The following is a 19,447-nucleotide window of genomic DNA, read 5'->3' on the forward strand; positions in this document are numbered from 1 at the left end:
GGCCGGATGCGGGGAAGGGGGCTGAGGAGAGCGGGAGGCGGGGATCAGGCCGCGTGGTGGGTCCACTTCTGGTTGGCCCCGCCGGTGCAGGTCCAGATCTGCGCCCGAGTCCCGTCGGCGGAGGAGTTGCCGGTGACGTCCAGGCACTTGTTCGCGCCGGTGTTGACCACGTCGTGCGTGGTGGCGTTGTACGTCCAGCGCTGAGCCGCGGTGCCGTTGCAGTTGTACAACTGGACCTGGGCGCCGTCGGCCGTCGAACCGCCGGTGACGTCGAGGCACTTGCCGAGTGCCCGGACGCTCCCGTCGGCGGCGAGCGTCCAGCGCTGCGCCTCGGTGCCGTTGCAGCCGTACAGCTGGACGGGGGTGCCGTCGGCGGTGGCGCCGCCGGCCACGTCGAGGCACTTGCCGGCCAGACCGGTCAGCGTGCCGGTACGGCTCTCGCCGCCGCCGGTCGTCCCCGACCAGGTGAAGGTCGCGGTGGTGCGGCCGGGCAGCGTGTACGTGAAGGACTGGTTGCCCCAGTCGACCCGGACGGACTGGGCGGAGGTGCCGCCGTTGTGGGCGATCAGCGCCTTGGAGCCGTCGGAGTTGCGCCAGGCCACGTTCTGGACCGTGCTGTTCGCGGTGGAGTCGATGCGGTACGCGCCGGGCTTCACGAACTTGGTGAGGTGGCCCGTGGTGTAGTACTCGACGGTGTAGTCGACCTGTCCGGCCCGGGCGCCGCCCTCCTGCACGGTGACGAGACCGGTGCAGGTGCCGCAGCCGCCGTTGTGCGGGCCCATGTTCTGGTTGAGGCCCAGGCTCCACTTGACCAGGCTGCCGCTCCAGTTGCGGGCGTAGTTGACGATGTCGCTCATGTCCTCGTTGTGCTGGTTCCCGATCCAGGTGCCGCCCGAGTGCTCGGTGCTGAACTGCTTCACCGACGGGTACTGGTTGTGGACCTGGGTGCCGACGGCCGGGTCGCCGAAGTAGCCGTGCCAGGCGATGCCGCCGAACAGCGGATCGTTGCGCACGCCCGCGTCGTTCAGGATCCCGGCGCCGAAGTCGGCGTAGTCGCCGTAGTTCCAGTCGTGGACGAGGACCTTGGTGGTGATGCCCGCTGCCCGGAAGGCCGGGTAGACGTGGTTCTTGGTGAACTCGACGAGTCCGGCCGGGTTCCAGCTCATACCCGGGTAGTTCATGGCGGTGGGGTTGCCGGCCTGACAGCAGTTCGGCTCGTTCTGCACGGAGAGGTAGTCGACCTTCACCCCGGCGGCCTGGTAGCTCTGCACGTACTTCACCAGGTACTGGGCGTACAGCGGGTAGTACTCCGCCTTCAGCCAGCCCATCTGGTCCATCCGGCCGTTGTCCTTCATCCAGCCCGGCGCGCTCCACGGCACGCCCTTGACCCGGAGGGCCGGGTTGAGCTGTTTGGCCTGCGCGGTCAGCAGCCGGACGTTGGTGTCGTAGCCGTTGGCGCCGAAGTCGCCGAGATCGCAGCAGGTGTCGTCGAGGGAGACGTTTCCGGGCCGGGAGAGGTCCGAGGCGCCGATGGGGTTGCGGACGAAGGACAGGCCGATGCCCTCGGTCGGCGAGAACAGCTTGCGCATCACGTCGTCACGGGTGGCGGCGCTGACGGCGCCGCCGCGCAGCAGATGGGCGGTGGTGTCGGTGATCGACGCGCCACCGCCCTCGAACTGCTGGTACGTGGTGTTCTCGTTGACGGTGATCGTGTGGTTCGCGGAGCCGCCGGCCGGGCCGAAGGCGAGGGGTGTCTGCTGGGCGAGACCGCGTGTGACGGTACGCCCGCCGGAGTCGGAGGTCGTGGTGAGCCAGACGTCGACCCGCTCGCCCGCGGCCTGGGCGGTGCCGGGTCCGGTGAGGACCAGGCTTCCGGCGACGAGTGCCCCGGCGGTCAGGGCGGTGAGCGGCCGGAGACGCCGGGTGCGGAGCCCGGCGGCCGCTCGCCGCTCTCGTCTCTCCACTCCCCGCCGGAGGAACGTGCGTACACGCATATGTGTGTTATGCACCTGACAACCCTTTCGCCGTCTCGCGCCCAACGGGCAACAACAGCAAGCCTTTTATCAAGTCCTGAAGTTAAGAGGCGCCCTTCTGCCCGTCAACCCTTCAAGCGTTGTCCGCTCTCATGGGTTGCGTTCGTTCACTGCAAGGACTTGGCAACGACGCAACTCGCTTGCGAAGTTTGCGATACTCTTGCGTTCATGACGCGACGACTTGCTCAAGTGGCCAAGAAGGTGGGAGTCAGCGAGGCGACGGTCAGCCGTGTCCTCAACGGAAAGCCCGGTGTCTCCGAGGCGACACGGCAGTCCGTCCTCACCGCGCTCGACGTGCTCGGATACGAGCGGCCCACCCAGCTGCGGGGCGAGCGCGCGCGCCTGGTCGGCCTCGTGCTGCCGGAGCTGCAGAACCCCATCTTCCCCGCGTTCGCCGAGGTGATCGGCGGCGCGCTCGCGCAGCAGGGGCTGACCCCGGTCCTGTGCACCCAGACCAAGGGTGGCGTCTCCGAGGCGGACTACGTCGACCTCCTGCTCCAGCAGCAGGTGTCCGGAGTCGTCTTCGCCGGAGGGTTGTTCGCGCAGGCAGACGCCCCGCACGACCACTACCACCAGCTCGCCGAGCGCAACATCCCGGTGGTCCTGATCAACGCCTCCATCAAGGGGCTCAACTTCCCCTGCGTCTCCTGCGACGACGCCGTCGCCGTCGAGCAGGCCTGGCGCCACCTGGCCTCCCTCGGGCACGAGAGGATCGGCCTCGTCCTCGGTCCCGGCGACCACGTCCCCTCCCGCCGCAAGCTCGAAGCGGCCCGGGCCGTGGCCGAGGCCGCCGGCGGGGAACTGCCGGACGAGTACGTCGTACGGTCGATCTTCTCGCTCGAAGGCGGGCAGGCCGCGGCCACCCGCCTCCTGGAGCGGGGCGTCACCGGCATCGTCTGCGCCAGCGACCCGCTCGCCCTCGGCGCCATCAGGGCCGCCCGCCGCCGCGGCCTCTCGGTCCCCTCCCAGGTGTCCGTCGTCGGCTTCGACGACTCCGCCTTCATGAACTGCACCGAGCCGCCGCTCTCCACCGTGCGCCAGCCCATCGAGGCCATGGGGCGCGCGGCCGTCGAACTGCTCTGCGCCCAGATCCAGGGCACCCAGACGGACCCCGGTGAGCTCCTCTTCGAGCCCGAACTCGTGGTGCGCGGCTCGACGGCGCCGCCGCCGACCGTCTGACCCTTCCGCTCACCGTCACCGGCTCCGGCGCCGGGGAGGCCTCACCGCCTCCCCGGCGCCGGAGCCGTTCTTCGTTGACCTGCGCGGATGCGGTGGCCCAACCGCCGTTTCTGTCACGGCTGTTGACAAAGCGGTGACCTGCTAGAAACCTGACACCCCGGCGGCGCAAAAGATTAACGAAAATGCTCAATAACTTTGTAACTCGCCGTCATTCATTGTCAGAGTTCCGCTGGGTTCCTGGCGAGAGGCCCTGTGCCGACTCCTGGCCGGCGGCCCAGCAGACGGAGAGGCCCATATGAGAGGCAAAATCCTGAGCTGGCGGCTGACGATCGGCGTCCTGATCGCCGGACTGATCGCCGTCGGACTCCTGCCGGTCACCGCGTACGCGGCGGCCGCGACCAACCTCGCCCTCGGCAGGACGACCACGGCATCGGGCGCCCACGGCGCCTACCCGGCCGGCAACGTCACGGACGGCGCCCAGCAGTCGTACTGGGAAGGCCCCGCCGGATCGTTCCCGCAATGGGTCCAGGTCGACCTCGGCGCCGGCACCCGCGTCGACAGCGTCGTCCTGAAGCTCCCCACCACCTGGGAGGCCCGCTCCCAGACCGTCGCCGTGCTCGGCAGCGCCGACGGCAGCACCTTCACCACCCTCGCCGCGGCCCGGTCACGGGCGTTCGACCCCTCAGCGTCGAACACCGTGACCGTCGGCATCACCTCCACGACGACCCGGTACGTCCGCGTCCAGGTGACGGCCAACACCGGCTGGAACGCGGCCCAGCTCTCCGAGGTCGAGGTGTACGGCGAGAGCGGCGGCCCCGTCGACCCGCCCCCCACCGGCACCAACCTCGCGCGCAACAAACCCATCGAGGCGAGCTCCGCGACACAGACCTACGTCGCGGCCAACGCCAACGACGACAGCGTCACCACCTACTGGGAGTCCGCCGGATTCCCGGCCGACCTGACGGTGAAGCTCGGCGCCGACGCCGATGTCACGGCCGTGGTCGTCAAGCTCGACCCGGCCCAGGTCTGGGGCCCGCGCACCCAGGCCATCCAGGTCCTCGGGCGGGAACAGTCGGCCTCCGGCTTCACCTCGCTCAAGGCGCGCGCCGACTACGTGTTCAGCCCCTCCGCCGGGCAGAACACCGTCACCATCCCGGTGACGGGCCGCTACGCCGACCTGCGGCTGACCTTCTTCTCCAACACCGGCGCCCCCGGTGCACAGGTCGCGGAGTTCCAGGTCGTGGGCGCGGCGGCGCCCGGCCCCGACCTCACCGTCACCGACCTGACCTGGTCTCCGTCCACCCCCTCCGAGACGGATGCCGTGACCGTCCACGCCACCGTGCGCAACGCCGGCACCGCGGCGGCCGCCGCCACGACCGTCGAAGTCAGCGTCGAAGGCGCCGTGGCCGGTTCCGCCCAGGTCGGCGCGCTCGCCGCCGGCGCCTCGGCGACCGTCCCGGTCGCCGTGGGCAAGCGGCCCATGGGCTCGTACACCGTCTCGGCCGTGGTCGACCCGACCGACACCGTCCCCGAGCAGGACAACGGGAACAACAGCCGGACCGCCGCCACGAAGCTGGTCGTCGGCCAGAGCCCCGGCCCCGACCTGCGGGTCACCGGGATCACCGGCAACCCGACCAGCCCCGCCGTCGGCTCCGCCGTCACCTTCACCGTCGCCGTCCAGAACCGCGGCACGACCGCCGCCGCCGGCACGGTCACCCGGCTGACCGCGGGCACCACCACCCTCAACGGCACCACCGGCACCATCGCCGCGGGCCAGACGGTCAGCGTGCCGATCTCCGGGAGCTGGACCGCCACCACCGGCGGTGCCACGCTCACCGCGACCGCCGACGCCACCGGCACCCTCACCGAGACCGACGAGACCAACAACGTCTTCTCGCGCTCCCTCGTCGTGGGCCGGGGCGCTGCCGTTCCCTACACCGAGTACGAGGCGGAGGACGCCCGCTACCAGGGCACCCTGCTCACCGCCGACCAGAAGCGGACCTTCGGGCACACCAACTTCGCCACCGAGTCCTCCGGCCGCAAGTCGGTACGCCTCACCACCACGGGCGAGTTCGTCGAGTTCACCTCCACCAACCCGGCCAACTCCATCGTCGTCCGCAACTCCGTGCCCGACGCGGCCGCGGGCGGCGGCGCCGACGCCACGATCAGCCTGTACGCCAACGATGTCTTCGTCCGCAAGCTGACCCTGTCGTCCAAGCACAGCTGGCTCTACGGCAGCACCGACGACCCCGAAGGACTCACCAACCGTCCCGGCGGCGACGCCCGGCGCCTCTTCGACGAGTCCCACGCCCTGCTCGCCCAGTCCTACCCGGTGGGCACGAAGTTCCGCCTCCAGCGCGACGCCGGGGACTCGGCCTCCTTCCACATCATCGACCTGATCGACCTGGAGCAGGTCGCGCCCCCCGCCGCCAAGCCGGCGAACTGCGTCTCCATCACCGAGTACGGCGCCGTCCCCAACGACGGCACCGACGACACCGACGCCCTCCAGCGCGCGGTGACCGCCGACCAGAACGGCCAGATCCCCTGCGTCTGGATCCCCGCCGGCCAGTGGCGCCAGGAGCAGAAGATCCTCACCGACGACCCGCTCAACCGCGGTCAGTTCAACCAGGTCGGCATCCGCGACGTCACCATCCGCGGGGCGGGCATGTGGCACTCCCAGCTCTACACCCTCACCCCGCCGCACGAGGCCGGCGGCATCAACCACCCGCACGAGGGCAACTTCGGCTTCGACATCGACCACAACACCCAGATCTCCGACATCGCCATCTTCGGCTCCGGAGCGATCCGCGGCGGTGACGGCAACGCCGAGGGCGGCGTCGGCCTCAACGGACGCTTCGGCAAGGACACCAAGATCAGCAACGTCTGGATCGAGCACGCCAACGTCGGCGTCTGGGCCGGCCGCGACTACTCCAACCTCCCCGAACTGTGGGGCCCCGGAGACGGCCTGGAGTTCACCGGCATGCGGATCCGCAACACCTATGCCGACGGCATCAACTTCGCCAACGGCACCCGCAACTCGACCGTCTTCAACTCGTCCTTCCGTAACACCGGTGACGACGCCCTGGCCGTCTGGGCCAGCAAGTACGTCAAGGACACCTCGGTCGACGTCGGCCACGACAACCACTTCCGCAACAACACCATCCAGCTGCCCTGGCGTGCCAACGGCATCGCGGTCTACGGCGGTTACGGCAACACCATCGAGAACAACATCATCTCGGACACCATGAACTACCCCGGGATCATGCTCGCGACCGACCACGACCCGCTGCCCTTCTCCGGCCAGACCCTCATCTCCAACAACGCCCTGCACCGCACCGGCGGCGCGTTCTGGAACGAGGACCAGGAGTTCGGCGCCATCACCCTCTTCGCCCAGGGCCAGCCCATCCCCGGGGTCACCATCCGGGACACCGAGATCCTCGACTCGACCTACGACGGCATCCAGTTCAAGACGGGTGGCGGCGAGATGCCGGACGTGAAGATCACCAACGTCCGCATCGACAAGTCGGTCAACGGCTCCGGGATCCTCGCGATGAGCGGCGCCCGCGGCAGCGCGACGCTGACCGGCGTCACCATCACCAACTCGGCCGAGGGCGACGTCCTCGTCGAGCCCGGTTCCCAGTTCGTCGTCAACCGGACCGGCTGACCCCGTGCACACGAATCGAGAGCGAGGACGCATGAGTTTCCGCCACTGGAGATCACGGGGCCTGAGCGCCGTGATCGCCACCAGCCTCCTGGCCCTGGGAGGACCCCTCATGTCCGCCCGGGCGGCGGGCGGCCCCAACATCGCCCTGGGCGACCCCGCCGCGGCGTCCGGATCCCACGCCGAGTACGGCGCCGGGAACATCACCGACGGCAATCAGGGAACGTACTGGCAGAGCGCCGGCAGCAGCCTGCCCCAGTGGGTCCAGGTCGACCTCGGAGCCACCACCCGCGTGGACGAGGTCGTCCTGAGACTGCCCGCCGGCTGGGAGAGCCGCAACCAGACGCTGTCCGTACAGGGCAGCGCCGACGGCACGAGCTTCGCCACCCTCAAGAACTCCGCCTCCTACACCTTCGCCCCGGGCGCCGCCAACACCGTGACGGTCTCCTTCCCGGCGACCCAGGCCCGTTTCGTCCGGGTCGACATCACCGCCAACACCGGCTGGCAGGCCGCGCAGCTCTCCGAACTGGAGGTCCACGCGGCCGACGGGTCCTCGGCCAACCTGGCGAGCGGCCGCACCCTGACCGCGAGCAGCCACACCGAGGTGTACGCGGCGGGCAACGCCAACGACGGCAACCGGGCCACGTACTGGGAGAGCGCCAACAACGCCCTCCCGCAGTGGATCCAGGCCGACCTCGGCTCGTCCGTCCGCGTCGACCGGGTCGTCCTCCGGCTTCCCGACGGCTGGGGCGCGCGCAGCCAGACCCTCAAGATCCAGGGCAGCGCGAACGTCACCGCCTTCACCGATCTGACCGCCTCCCAGGCGTACACCTTCGACGCCGCCGGGGGACGGGCCGCGACGATCGCCTTCGACGCGACCACCACCCGGTACGTCCGGGTCCTCGTCACGGCGAACAGCGTCCAGCCGGCCGCCCAGCTCTCCGAACTGGAGATCTACGGGCCGGCCTCGGGCGACACCCGGGCTCCGTCCGCGCCCGCGAACCTCGCCCTCGCCCAGCCGGCCACCGATCAGATCCGGCTCACCTGGAACGCGGCCACCGACGACACCGGTGTGACCGGCTACGACATCTACGCCAACGGAACCCTGCTGGCCGGCGTCGCCGGGAACGTCACCACCTTCACCGACACCCGGCCCGCGAACCAGACGGTCACCTACCGCGTCCGGGCCAGGGACGCGGCGGGCAACCAGTCCGCCGACAGCAACGCCGTCACCCGCACCGGCGACACCGGCGACACCCAGGCCCCGACGGCGCCCGCGAACCTCGCGATCACCGAGCCCACCGCCGGCCAGATCAAGCTGACCTGGAACGCCTCCTCGGACAACACAGGCGTCACCGGCTACGACGTCTACGCCGACAACGTCCTGCGCGGCAGCGTCGCCGGAAACGTCACCACCTACACCGACAACCAGCCGGCCTCCGCGACCGTCACCTACCGCGTCCGCGCGAAGGACGCGGCGGGCAACCGGTCGAGCGAGAGCAACGCCGTCACCCGCACCGGCAGCGGCGGCACCGGCTCCAACCTCGCGGTCGGCAAGGAGATCGACGCCTCCTCCGTCGTGCACACCTTCGTCGCGGCCAACGCCAACGACAACGACACCAGCACCTACTGGGAGGGCGCCGGCGGCAGCTACCCGAACACCCTGACGGTCAAGCTGGGCTCCAACGCCGACGTCAACAGCCTCGTCCTCAAGCTCAACCCTGACACGGCCTGGTCGACCCGGAGCCAGACCGTCGAGGTCCTCGGCCGCGAACAGAGCGCCACCGGCTTCAGCGGCGTCGCCGCCGCGAAGAGCTACACCTTCGACCCGGCGAGCGGCAACACCGTCACCATCCCCCTCTCCGCGCGCATCGCCGACGTCCAGCTGAAGTTCACCGCCAACACCGGCTCCGGGGCGGGCCAGCTCGCCGAGTTCCAGGTCATCGGCGTCCCCGCCCCCAACCCCGACCTCGAGGTCACCGGCCTCACCACCACACCCGCCTCGCCCGTCGAGTCGGACCCGATCACCGTCAGCGCCACCGTCCGCAACAGCGGCCCGGCCGCCGCACCGGCCAGCGCCGTCGCGCTGCGCCTCGGCGGCACCAAGGTCGCCACCGCGCAGGTCGGCGCCCTGGCCGCCGGAGCCCAGACCACGGTCAGCGCGTCCATCGGCGCCCGTGACGCCGGCAGCTACCAGCTCAGCGCCGTCGCCGACGAGGCGAACGCCGTCGTCGAGCAGAACGAGTCCAACAACACCTACACCCGCCCCACCGCCCTGGTGGTCGCGCCGGTGTCCAGCTCCGACCTGGTCGCCGCCTCGGTGACGACCTCACCGTCCAGCCCGTCCGCCGGTGACACGGTCACCTTCAAGGTGGCCCTGAGGAACCAGGGCACCGCGGCGAGCGCCGCGGGCGGCCACGGCGTCACCCTCACCCTCACGGACTCGACGGGCGCCACCGTCAAGACCCTGACGGGCACCCACAACGGAGCTCTCGCGGCCGGTGCGGGCGCCGAGGTGAACCTCGGCCCGTGGACGGCGGCCAACGGCTCGTACACCGTGAAGACCGTCGTCGCCGACGACGCCAACGAACTCCCGGTCAAGCGCGCCAACAACACCTCCACCCAGCCCCTGTTCGTCGGCCGCGGCGCCGACATGCCGTACGACATGTACGAGGCGGAGGACGGCACCGTCGGCGGCGGGGCGAGCGTCGCAGGGCCGAACCGCACCGTCGGCGACATCGCGGGCGAGGCCTCCGGCCGCAAGGCCGTCAGCCTGGACGCGACGGGGGAGTACGTCGAGTTCACCACCCGGCGCTCCACCAACACCCTGGTGACCCGCTTCTCCATCCCGGACTCCCCGGGCGGCGGCGGCATCGACTCCACCATCAACGTGTACGTCGACGGGGTGTTCAAGAAGTCGCTCCCGCTCACGTCGAAGTACGCCTGGCTGTACGGCGCCGAGGCCGGCCCCGGCAATTCCCCGAGCGCGGGGGCGCCGCGCCACATCTACGACGAGGCGCACCTCCTGCTCGGCGAGACCGTCCCGGCGGGCAGCAGGATCCGGCTCCAGAAGGACGCCGCGAACACCTCCACGTACGCGATCGACTTCGTGAACCTGGAGCAGGTCGCCCCGGTCGGGAACCCGGACCCGGCCACGTACACCGTGCCGGCCGGATTCGGCCACCAGGACGTGCAGAACGCCCTGGACAAGGTCCGGATGGACACCACGGGCACTCTCGTCGGCGTCTACCTGCCGCCGGGCGACTACCAGACGGCGAGCAAGTTCCAGGTGTACGGGAAGCCGGTCAAGGTGGTCGGCGCCGGACCGTGGTTCACGACGTTCCACGCGCCGTCGAGCCAGGACAACACCGACGTCGGGTTCCGCGCCGAGGCGGCGGCCAAGGGCTCGCTGTTCAAGGGCTTCGCCTACTTCGGCAACTACACCTCGCGCATCGACGGACCGGGCAAGGTCTTCGACTTCGCGAACGTCACCGACATGGTCATCGACGACATCTGGAACGAGCACATGGTGTGCCTCTACTGGGGCGCGAACACCGACCGGATCACCATCAAGAACTCCCGGATCCGCAACCTGTTCGCCGACGGCATCAACATGACCAACGGCTCGACGGACAACCACGTCGTCAACAACGACGCGCGGGCGACCGGCGACGACAGCTTCGCCCTGTTCTCCGCGATCGACGCCGGCGGCGCCGACATGAAGAACAACGTCTACGAGAACCTCACCACCACCCTGACCTGGCGAGCGGCGGGCGTGGCCGTCTACGGCGGCTACGACAACACCTTCCGCAACATCCACATCGCCGACACGCTGGTCTACGCGGGCATCACCATCTCGTCCTTGGACTTCGGCTATCCCATGAACGGCTTCGGGACCGAACCCACGACCTTCGAGAACATCTCCATCGTCCGGGCGGGCGGCCACTTCTGGGGCTCCCAGACCTTCCCCGGCATCTGGGTGTTCTCCGCCTCCAAGGTCTTCCAGGGCATCAGGGTGAACCATGTGGACATCGTCGACCCCACGTACAGCGGGGTGATGTTCCAGACGAACTACGTGGGCGGTCAGCCACAGTTCCCCATCAAGGACACCGTGTTCACGGACGTCTCGATCACGGGCGCGCGCAAGAGCGGTGACGCGTTCGACGCCAAGTCCGGGTTCGGCCTGTGGGCCAACGAGCTGCCCGAGTCGGGGCAGGGGCCCGCCGTGGGCGAGGTGACCTTCAACGGGCTGCGGCTGAGCGGCAACGCGGTCGACATCCGTAACACCACCTCCACCTTCAAGATCAACGTCAACCCGTAGTCCGGCCGGCGCGGCACCAGCCCCGTCACTCCCCTCGTGAGGCCGATGCAGGTGGCTTGCAGCCACTTGCATCGGTCTTGCGTGCGTTCTGTCGCGTGTGCCGCGCGACGGGCCCCTGGGCTGCGGCCTCGCGCCCCTGAACTGTCGGTTTCCTGAGTGGCCAACCCGGCCCATCGGCCCTCAACTGTCAGGCAATTACGAAATCAGCGCGATATCTTGCGTTCACTTGTTGATGGTGGTTGAGTGTGCGACGCCCCACAACGCACAGGCGGTGGGGCGACCTCCACGTTCAGGCCCGAAGGGGACCACTCATGAGAAGTGCCCGGTTCCGCCGTACGCGCCGCGCAAGCGCGGTCACCCTCGTCTCCGCGCTCACGCTGACCGCGCTCGCCGCCTGCGGCACGAGCAGCAGCAGCAACAACGGCAGCGGCGGTTCCGAGGGCGGTGGGTCCTCCGACCCCACCGCCCCGCTGGACCCGAAGACCAAGGTCACGCTCACGATCGACTGCATGCCCCCCGCGGCGAAGGCGGCCGAGCTCAAGGAGTGGAAGGAGGACGTCGCCGAGTTCAACAAGACGTACCCCAACGTCACCATCGAGGGCCGCTCCACCCCCGGCCAGTGCCTGGAGCCGCCGCGTTTCACCGCGATGCTCAAGGCCAAGTCCCAGCCGGACGTGTTCTACACCTACTTCACCGACCTGCCGCAGGTGCTCTCCGAGAACGGCGCCGCGGACATCACCGCGTATGTCAACGACAAGAGCGTCCCGCTCCTCAAGGACATCGACCCGAACGTCCTCGGCTCCCTCAAGCAGGACGGCAAGCTGTACGGCCTGCCCACCAGCAACTACACGATGGGCCTGCTGGTCAACCGCAAGCTCTTCAAGGACGCCGGGCTGAACCCCGACGCCCCGCCGCGCACCTGGGACGAGGTCCGCACCGCCGCCAAGAAGATCGCCGGCCTCGGCAACGGCGTCGCCGGCTTCGGCGAGTACAGCGCCGGCAACACCGGCGGCTGGCACTTCACCGCCCAGATGTACAGCATCGGCGGCGAGGTCGTCGACGCGAGCGGCAAGAAGGCCGCCTTCAACAACGAGCTCGGCAAGCAGGTCGCCAAGAACCTCCACGCCATGCGCTGGGAGGACGACAGCATGGGCAAGACCCAGCTGCTCCAGTGGGGCGACCTGCAGAAGCAGATAGCCACCGACAAGCTCGGCATGTTCCTCGCCGCCCCCGACGACATCGCGTACATGGTTCAGCAACTCGGCGCGAAGTACGAGAACTTCGGCATGGGACCCATCCCCGGCGAGAAGAACACCCTGGCCGGAGGCAACAACTACATGATCAAGCAGGGCATCTCCGGCGACAAGATCAAGGCCGCCGTCGCCTGGCTCAACTTCAAGAACCTCACCGTGGGCAAGGGTCAGTTCGACTGGGCCCGCACCAAGCAGGACGCCCTCCCCGTCGGCGTCCCGCAGCCCAACTTCTGGCTGAACGACTCCAAGGCCAAGGACGACGCCGCACGCGTCGCCAACGCCACCATGCCGGTCGAGAACTTCAAGTCCTTCATGGACAACCCCGTCGCCGGCAAGGCCGAGCCCCCGAAGGCGCAGGAGGTCTACAAGGTCCTCGACAACGTGATGTCCGGTCTCCTCACCAACAAGGACGCCGACATCGACAAGCTCCTCGCCACCGCCGAGGCACAGGTCAACCAGGTCCTCGCCACCCAGTGACGGGGACCGGCGGGGGGGGGGCGGCCCGCCCGCCCCCCCCCCCCGCGCCCCCCCCCCCCCCCACCTCACCGCCCACGGCTTCCTCATCGGCGCCGTGCTCTGCTTCGCCTTCTTCTCCTGGTACCCGATGGTCAGGGAGTTCCTCCTGGCCTTCCAGAAGACCGAGAGCGGACAGTCGACCTGGGTCGGCTTCGACAACCTCGTCACCGTCGTCAACGACCCCGCCTTCTGGCAGGCCTGGCGCAACACGCTCCTGTTCACCGTGCTCGCGCTCGTCTTCGGCTTCGTGGTCCCGTTCGTCGTCGCCCTCGTCATCAACGAGTTCCACCACGGCCAGGGCTATCTGCGCCTGCTCGTCTACCTGCCCGTGATGCTCCCGCCGGTCGCCTCGGTGCTCCTCTTCAAGTACCTGTACGACCCCGGCTACGGCCTCCTCAACGAGCTCTTCCGCTTCCTCCACCTCCCCGAGCAGCAATGGCTCCAGGACCCCGACCTCTCCATGCTCTCCGTCGTCATCGCCTCCACCTGGATGAACATGGGCGGCGCGGCCCTGATCTACCTCGCAGCACTCCAGAGCATCCCCGGCGAGCTGTACGAGGCGGCCGAGCTCGACGGCGCCGGGCTGTTCCGCAAGATCTGGCACGTCACCATCCCGCAGACGCGCCTGATCCTCTCCCTGATGCTGCTCATGCAGGTCATCGCCACCATGCAGGTCTTCGTCGAACCGTTCCTGCTCACCGGCGGCGCGGGCCCCGAGGGATCGACCACGACCGTCGTCTACCTCATCTACCAATACGCCTTCAACTTCAACAACTACGGTGCCGCGGCGGCGCTCGGCCTGCTCCTCCTCGTACTCCTGGCCGGATTCTCGGCGGCGTACGTGAAGCTCAGCCGCGCCGAGGACGAGTAGGACCGGGGAGACCAGCATGTCCACACGCACACTCATCTCGCCGGCGCTGCTCGCCCGCCCGCGGGGCCGGGCCCTGTACTGGGTGGTCTTCGCCGTGGTCGTCGGCGGCTTCACCCTGGCGTTCCTCGGCCCCCTCTACTGGATGGTGTCCAGCGGCTTCAAGGACACCCAGGAGGTCGTCCAGACACCGCCGACCCTGGTGCCGCACACCTTCGAGCCCGGGAACTACTCACGTGCCTGGGAGGTCATGGACCTCTCCACGCTGCTCTTCAACACCCTCTACTACGCGTTCGGCGCGCTCGCCTTCCAGCTCGTCCTGGACGTGGCCGCCGCCTACTCCCTCTCCAAGCTCCGGCCGGTCTTCGGCAAGGCCGTGCTCGGCATGATGCTCGCCACCCTGATGATCCCGGCGACCGTCCTCGTCGTACCCCAGTACCTGACCGTCCTGGACCTGCCGATCTTCGAACGCAACCTGCTGAACTCGCCCTGGGTGATCTGGCTGCCCTCGGTGACCAACGCCTTCAACATCTTCCTGCTCAAGCGCTTCTTCGACTCGATCCCCAAGGAACTCCTGGACGCCGCGTCCATCGACGGAGCGTCCCCGATGCGGATCCTGTGGTCGATCGTGCTGCCCATCTCACGGCCGATCCTCGGCGTCGTCTCGATCTTCGCCGTCGTGGGCGTCTGGAAGGACTTCCTCTGGCCGATGCTCACCCTGCCCGACCCGGCCGGCCAGACCCTCAACGTCGGCATCTACTCCCTCGCCAACGGCGTCCCGGTCAATGTCCTGATCGCCGCGCTCACCATCGCGTCCGTGCCGACCCTCCTGATCTTCCTGGTCTTCCAGCGCAACATCATGAGCGGCCTCACGGCGGGCGGCCTCAAGGGCTGAACGGCCGTCCGCGCCACCGCGGGCACCAGCGCCACCCCGGCCCCGGCCACCCCGCCCGGCCACCCGGCCCCCGGCCCCGGCCACCCGGCCCCCGGGCCGACCGGGCGGCCCGGCCTCCCCGCGCCCCGAGGCCTCCGCACCACCCCATGCCTTCGTCGCCGGCCCGCCTCCCATGCCCCGCAGCAACCGGGCCGGCGACGAAGAACCCCGACCTGCCCGAAAGGACCGTCACGTGGCAGCCCCTCACTCGCATCGCACCGACGACTGGTGGCGCGACGCCGTCATCTACCAGGTGTATCCGCGCAGTTTCGCCGACGGCGACGGCGACGGCACCGGGGACCTCGCGGGCGTCCGGGCGAGACTGCCCTACCTCGCCGAACTCGGCATCGACGCCGTCTGGTTCACGCCCTGGTACCTCTCGCCCCTGGTCGACGGCGGTTACGACGTCGCCGACTACCGCACCATCGACCCCGCCTTCGGCACCCTCGCCGAGGCCGAGAAACTCATCGCGGAGGCCCGCGAACTCGGCATCCGGGTGATCGTCGACATCGTCCCCAACCACGTCTCCGACCAGCACGCCTGGTTCCGCGCCGCCCTCGCGGCCGGGCCCGGCAGCCCGGAGCGCGAGCTCTTCCACTTCCGGCCAGGACACGGCGAGAACGGCGAACTCCCGCCCAACACCTGGCCCTCCCAGTTCTCCGGACCGACCTGGACCCGGGTCGAGGACGGCGAGTGGTACCTCCACCTCTTCACCCCCGAACAGCCCGACCTCAACTGGGCCCACCCGGCCGTCCGCCGCGAACACGAGGACGTCCTCCGCTTCTGGTTCGAACGAGGAGTCGCCGGCGTACGCATCGACTCCGCCGCGCTGCTCGCCAAGGACCCGGCCCTCGCCGACTTCGTCGAGGGCGTCGACCCCCACCCGTACATCGACCAGGACGAACTCCACGACATCTACCGGTCGTGGCGTGCCATAGCCGACGAGTACGGCGCCGTCTTCGTCGGCGAGGTCTGGCTCCCGGACTCCGAACGCTTCGCCCGCTACCTCCGCCCCGACGAACTCCACACCGCGTTCAACTTCACCTTCCTCTCCTGCCCCTGGGAGGCGGACCGGCTGCGCCGCACCATCGACGACACGCTCGCCGAACACGCCCCCGTCGGCGCCCCCGCCACCTGGGTCCTCTGCAACCACGACGTCACCCGCACGGTCACCCGCTACGGGCGCGCCGACACCGGCTTCGACTTCGCCACGAAGACCTTCGGCACGCCCACGGACCTCGCCCTCGGAACCCGACGGGCCCGCGCGGCGGCCCTGCTGACCCTCGCACTCCCCGGATCGGTGTACGTGTACCAGGGCGAGGAACTCGGCCTGCCCGAGGCGGAGGTGCCGCTGGACCGGATCGAGGACCCCATGCACGCCCGCTCCGGAGGCAGGGACCCCGGTCGCGACGGCTGCCGCGTACCGCTGCCGTGGACCTCCGGAGCGCCCTGGTACGGGTTCGGCCCCGACGCCGGCTCCGAGCCGTGGCTTCCCCAGCCCCGGGACTGGGACGGCTACGCGGTGGACCGTCAGCAGGCGGACGGGGACTCGATGCTGACGCTGTACCGCGAGGCGCTGAGGCTGCGCGGCTCGGTGGAGGGCTTCGGCGACGGCCCCCTGACCTGGCTGCCCGCGGCGGAGGGGGTACTCGCCTTCGCCCGTGGTGAGGGTCTGCTGTGCCTGGTCAACCTCTCCGCGACCCCGGCCGAACTCCCGGCGCACGAGGCACTGCTCCTGGCGAGCGGCCCACTGGACACCGACGGCCGCCTGCCCGGCGACACGGCGGTGTGGCTGCGGACCTGACGCTGCTCGTACGGCCGCCCCGGCGCGGCACGGCGCTCCCGGCACCGGGGGCTCCGTGCCACCCCGGAGGGCTCCGGCCGCCGGGCGGCCGTGGGTTCAGACCGCGTCGTCGTACCTGCGGAGGACCTGCGGCAGATAGTCCGCGCCGGGACCGAGGCGGTCCGCCTCGGGGGCCGACGACACGAAGGCGACCTCGTCCAGCTCGGGCCCGGCGCCGCGCCCGGTCTCCGCGACCACCAGTTCGGCATGCCGGCGGAGCAGGAGGGCGGAGGTCACGGGCGGGGCGAGGAGATGGAAGCCGAGGCTGCCGAACCGGCGTCCGCGGGTGACCGCGAACAACCGCAACTCCTCGTCGGGGATCCGGACGCCGAGCTCTTCGGCGAGCTCGCGCGCGGCGTCCCGCCGCAGGGCGTCCTCGTCGAGCGGGTGGCCGTCGGCCGGCGGTTCCACCGAACCGCCCGGGAGCGTCCAGCGGCCGGGCGCGGCCGTGGTGGGAGCCCCGCGGCCGACGACGAGACCCCGCTCGGTGGGCAGCAGCACCGTGACGAACACCGACCCCGGCACGCCCCCGGCGGCCCGGAGCACCCGCAGGGCCCTGTGCCGGTAGGAGAGCCGGGCCCAACGCGCCACCAGCACACCGGGCACGGAGAGATCCACGCCCAGACCCGCGACCAGAGGACCGTCGAACGTGGCCGGGTTGCGGGCCTTCGTGACGGTCCAGAGCCGGTCCACCTCAGCCTGCTCCCACGGTGTCAGGACGGGCGGAGGATGCTCGACGAAGCTGATCCGACGTACGTCGAGGAACTCCACGGGCCGCGCCCGGAGGTGGTCGCTACCCGAGGTGGTCACGGAGCACCTCCTCCGCCTCGTCCAGCCGCTCGCGCAGTACGACCGCCGCCCGGACACGGTTCCGGGCGTACGCCTCCAGGGACGGCGTGACCGGTCCCAGCCCGTCGACGACGGTGTTCAAAGGGTAGACCGTGCAGCCGAGGTACGCGGCCGTCAGCCGCACGACGCTCACCAGCTCCTCCACCGACGGCGTCGGGTGGAGGTCGCGGTAGGCGGCGACGAGCCGGGCGAGGCCTTGCGGCCAGTCCGCGTGGGTCAGCACGGTGCGGGGGTCGAGCGCGAGGCGGCCCAGCTCCCACATCGGGTCGCGCCGGCCGGGCGGGTGGAAGTCGATCACGGCGGCGACGCGGTCACCGCGCAGCAGCACGTTCGGCCCTGACAGATCCCCGTGCACGATCTGCGAGGTCGTCTCCGACGGCGCCGTCTCGAGCAGCCGTTCCACGCGATGCAACGCGGCCAGCCGCTCCCTCGCGGCTCGCGCCGCCCACTGCTCGAAACCGCTTCGCGGCGGCTCCGCCTCGTACCGGCGCACCAGATCCGTGAGCCTCACGCGGGCACGCGCCGGATCGAAGGACCGGTCCCTCGGCCCGCGCGTGGGCCGGCCGAGCGGGTGCCGGGCCAGGCCTCTGTGCAGGCGCCCGATCGCCGTCCCGACCGCTTCCCACCTCCGGCCCGTGAGCCGTCCGTCGGCGGTGACCGCTCCGGCGACGAACGCCGTCACCGAGAGCGCCGTCCCCCGGTACGAGGCGACCAGCCGCCCCTGGTCGACGACGGGTCGGGCCCGCGCCACGGGCACACCGCAGAGCCCGGCGTACTCGCTGAGTCCGGCTGCGGCCTCGGCGCGGGCGAGATCCGTGCCGGTCGGGTACGTCTTCACGAACCACCGTTCGCCCGTGGCCGTCTCCGCCACGAAGTTGCGGGTCGCCGTACCGGCCGGCCCTTCGACGAGGGAGGCCGGAACGATGCCGAACTCGCCCGCGAGCAGGAGCGTCACACGGTCGAGCAGCGCTTGGGAGCTGATGGTCACGACCGAGCCTTCCCGCGAGGCGGCGCGATAACCCGGACCATGCCGCTGTGCGGAACGCATGTCACGCTCGGTGACCGAAGGGCAGGCCGTCACGCTCACGGCGCTGGGGCGCTCTCCTGAGGACGCCGCCCGGTTCGAGGCGATGTTCACCGATGCGCGATCCGAGGACCGGACGGAGTTCCTCGCGGACTGCGACACGTTCGGGGAGGAGATCGCCAAGGAGATCCGTACGGCCGAGTTCACCCTGGCCGAGCTCGAAGAAGAGGAACAGAGCCTGGAGCGGCTGCGGCGCTGGCACCGCGACCTGACCGCCCACGGCGTCGCCGCGAGCCTCGGCGGCTTCTCGGAGGACGCCGTCACCTCGCTCCTCATACTCGGCGGGCTCCTCGCCCTGTACGACGGCGCCGAGGTCCTCCTCAAGCCGGTCTTCGGCACCCTCGCCGACCGGATCGGCGCTCGACCCGTGCTCCTCGGCGGCCTGGTGGCGTTCGCCGCCGCCTCCGCCGTGTACGCGATCGCCGACAGCCCCGGCCGGCTGTGGGCCGCCCGTCCGGGTCAGGGCGCCGCCGCATCCGCCTTCTCGCCTTCGGACTCCGCGCTCGTCGCCCGCCTCAATCCGGCCGCCAAGCACGGGCGGGCCTTCGGCAGTTACGGCTTCTACAAGTCCATCGGCTACACCCTCGGTCCGCTCCTCGGCGGCATCCTCGTCTGGGCCGGCGGACTGCGCCTCCTCTTCACGGTCATGGCGGTCATCGCCGCGGCCGTCGCGGTATGGGCGACCGTCGCCGTGCCCGTCGTGCCGCCGCTCCCCAAGGCCCGGCAGACCGTGCTCGACCTGGCGCGCCGCCTGACTCCCGCACGTTCCTGGCTCCGACCGCGGCCTTGTCGGTCGGCGTCGGCTTCCTGCCGGTCTCCTCATCACCGCCGCCGGACTCGGCTGCGCGATGCTCCCCGGCCTCCTCGGCGTACTCACCGGCGCGACCCTCATCGGTGTGGGAACCG

At 70.3% G+C, this 19,447-nt stretch carries 10 protein-coding genes and 1 pseudogene; 8 read left to right on the forward strand and 3 right to left on the reverse strand.

Annotation, left to right across the window (positions count from 1 at the left end):
* Positions 1-44: 44 nt before the first annotated feature.
* Complete coding sequence (locus IF00_RS0111515) at positions 45-1,994, reverse strand: lectin (protein ID WP_245234488.1); 1,950 nt, start codon at positions 1,992-1,994, stop codon at positions 45-47.
* A 207-nt stretch (positions 1,995-2,201) separates the two neighbouring features.
* Here IF00_RS0111515 and IF00_RS0111520 point away from each other — a divergent pair, with 207 nt between their 5' ends.
* The 7 genes from IF00_RS0111520 (at position 2,202) to IF00_RS0111550 (ending at position 16,569) form a co-directional block, all read left to right on the forward strand.
* Positions 2,202-3,212 (forward strand): LacI family DNA-binding transcriptional regulator, encoded by a 1,011-nt coding sequence (locus IF00_RS0111520; protein ID WP_030317062.1) that lies wholly within the window; start codon positions 2,202-2,204, stop codon positions 3,210-3,212.
* A gap of 295 nt (positions 3,213-3,507) precedes the next feature.
* Positions 3,508-6,876, forward strand: a complete 3,369-nt coding sequence (locus tag IF00_RS0111525) for a CARDB domain-containing protein (protein ID WP_030317063.1) — start codon at positions 3,508-3,510, stop codon at positions 6,874-6,876.
* A gap of 31 nt (positions 6,877-6,907) precedes the next feature.
* The gene (locus IF00_RS0111530; protein ID WP_030317064.1) at positions 6,908-11,194 is read left to right on the forward strand and encodes a discoidin domain-containing protein; all 4,287 of its coding nucleotides are present in this window, start codon (positions 6,908-6,910) and stop codon (positions 11,192-11,194) included.
* Positions 11,195-11,505: 311 nt separating this feature from the next.
* Positions 11,506-12,924 carry an extracellular solute-binding protein gene (locus IF00_RS0111535; protein ID WP_030317065.1) on the forward strand — a complete coding sequence of 473 codons (1,419 nt, stop codon included), beginning with the start codon at positions 11,506-11,508 and terminating at the stop codon, positions 12,922-12,924.
* Positions 12,925-13,018: 94 nt separating this feature from the next.
* The gene (locus tag IF00_RS0111540; protein WP_425338297.1) at positions 13,019-13,834 is read left to right on the forward strand and encodes a carbohydrate ABC transporter permease; all 816 of its coding nucleotides are present in this window, start codon (positions 13,019-13,021) and stop codon (positions 13,832-13,834) included.
* Positions 13,835-13,850: 16 nt separating this feature from the next.
* Positions 13,851-14,726 carry a carbohydrate ABC transporter permease gene (locus IF00_RS0111545; RefSeq protein WP_030317069.1) on the forward strand — a complete coding sequence of 292 codons (876 nt, stop codon included), beginning with the start codon at positions 13,851-13,853 and terminating at the stop codon, positions 14,724-14,726.
* Positions 14,727-14,958: 232 nt separating this feature from the next.
* Entirely contained in the window at positions 14,959-16,569 is a 1,611-nt protein-coding gene (locus tag IF00_RS0111550; protein ID WP_030317071.1) for a glycoside hydrolase family 13 protein, read from the forward strand.
* 96 nt (positions 16,570-16,665) lie between these two features.
* On the opposite strand, the gene IF00_RS0111555 is transcribed toward IF00_RS0111550, so the two are convergent.
* Together IF00_RS0111555 and IF00_RS0111560 are read right to left on the reverse strand one after the other, a co-directional pair.
* A complete protein-coding gene (locus tag IF00_RS0111555) occupies positions 16,666-17,418 on the reverse strand; it encodes an NUDIX domain-containing protein (protein ID WP_030317073.1) in 753 nt (250 codons plus the stop codon).
* Positions 17,402-18,445 (reverse strand): phosphotransferase enzyme family protein, encoded by a 1,044-nt coding sequence (locus IF00_RS0111560; protein ID WP_051820084.1) that lies wholly within the window; start codon positions 18,443-18,445, stop codon positions 17,402-17,404. Before IF00_RS0111560 ends, IF00_RS0111555 begins: the two co-directional genes overlap by 17 nt.
* Positions 18,446-18,503: 58 nt before the next feature.
* On the opposite strand from IF00_RS0111560, the pseudogene IF00_RS47995 reads away from it, so the two are divergent.
* A pseudogene (locus IF00_RS47995) lies at positions 18,504-19,241 on the forward strand (MFS transporter); the annotation flags it as partial.
* Between the last annotated feature and the right edge of the window lie 206 nt (positions 19,242-19,447).

This window comes from Streptomyces flavochromogenes, assembly GCF_000717595.1.
Lineage (GTDB): Bacteria > Actinomycetota > Actinomycetes > Streptomycetales > Streptomycetaceae > Streptomyces > Streptomyces flavochromogenes.

Coding starts and splice junctions, on each gene's coding strand:
- IF00_RS0111525 (WP_030317063.1), top strand. CDS start 3,508: ATGAGAGGCAAAATCCTGAGCTGGCGGCTGACGATCGGCGTCCTGATC.
- IF00_RS0111515 (WP_245234488.1), bottom strand. CDS start 1,994: ATGCGTGTACGCACGTTCCTCCGGCGGGGAGTGGAGAGACGAGAGCGG.
- IF00_RS0111520 (WP_030317062.1), top strand. CDS start 2,202: ATGACGCGACGACTTGCTCAAGTGGCCAAGAAGGTGGGAGTCAGCGAG.
- IF00_RS0111530 (WP_030317064.1), top strand. CDS start 6,908: ATGAGTTTCCGCCACTGGAGATCACGGGGCCTGAGCGCCGTGATCGCC.
- IF00_RS0111535 (WP_030317065.1), top strand. CDS start 11,506: ATGAGAAGTGCCCGGTTCCGCCGTACGCGCCGCGCAAGCGCGGTCACC.
- IF00_RS0111545 (WP_030317069.1), top strand. CDS start 13,851: ATGTCCACACGCACACTCATCTCGCCGGCGCTGCTCGCCCGCCCGCGG.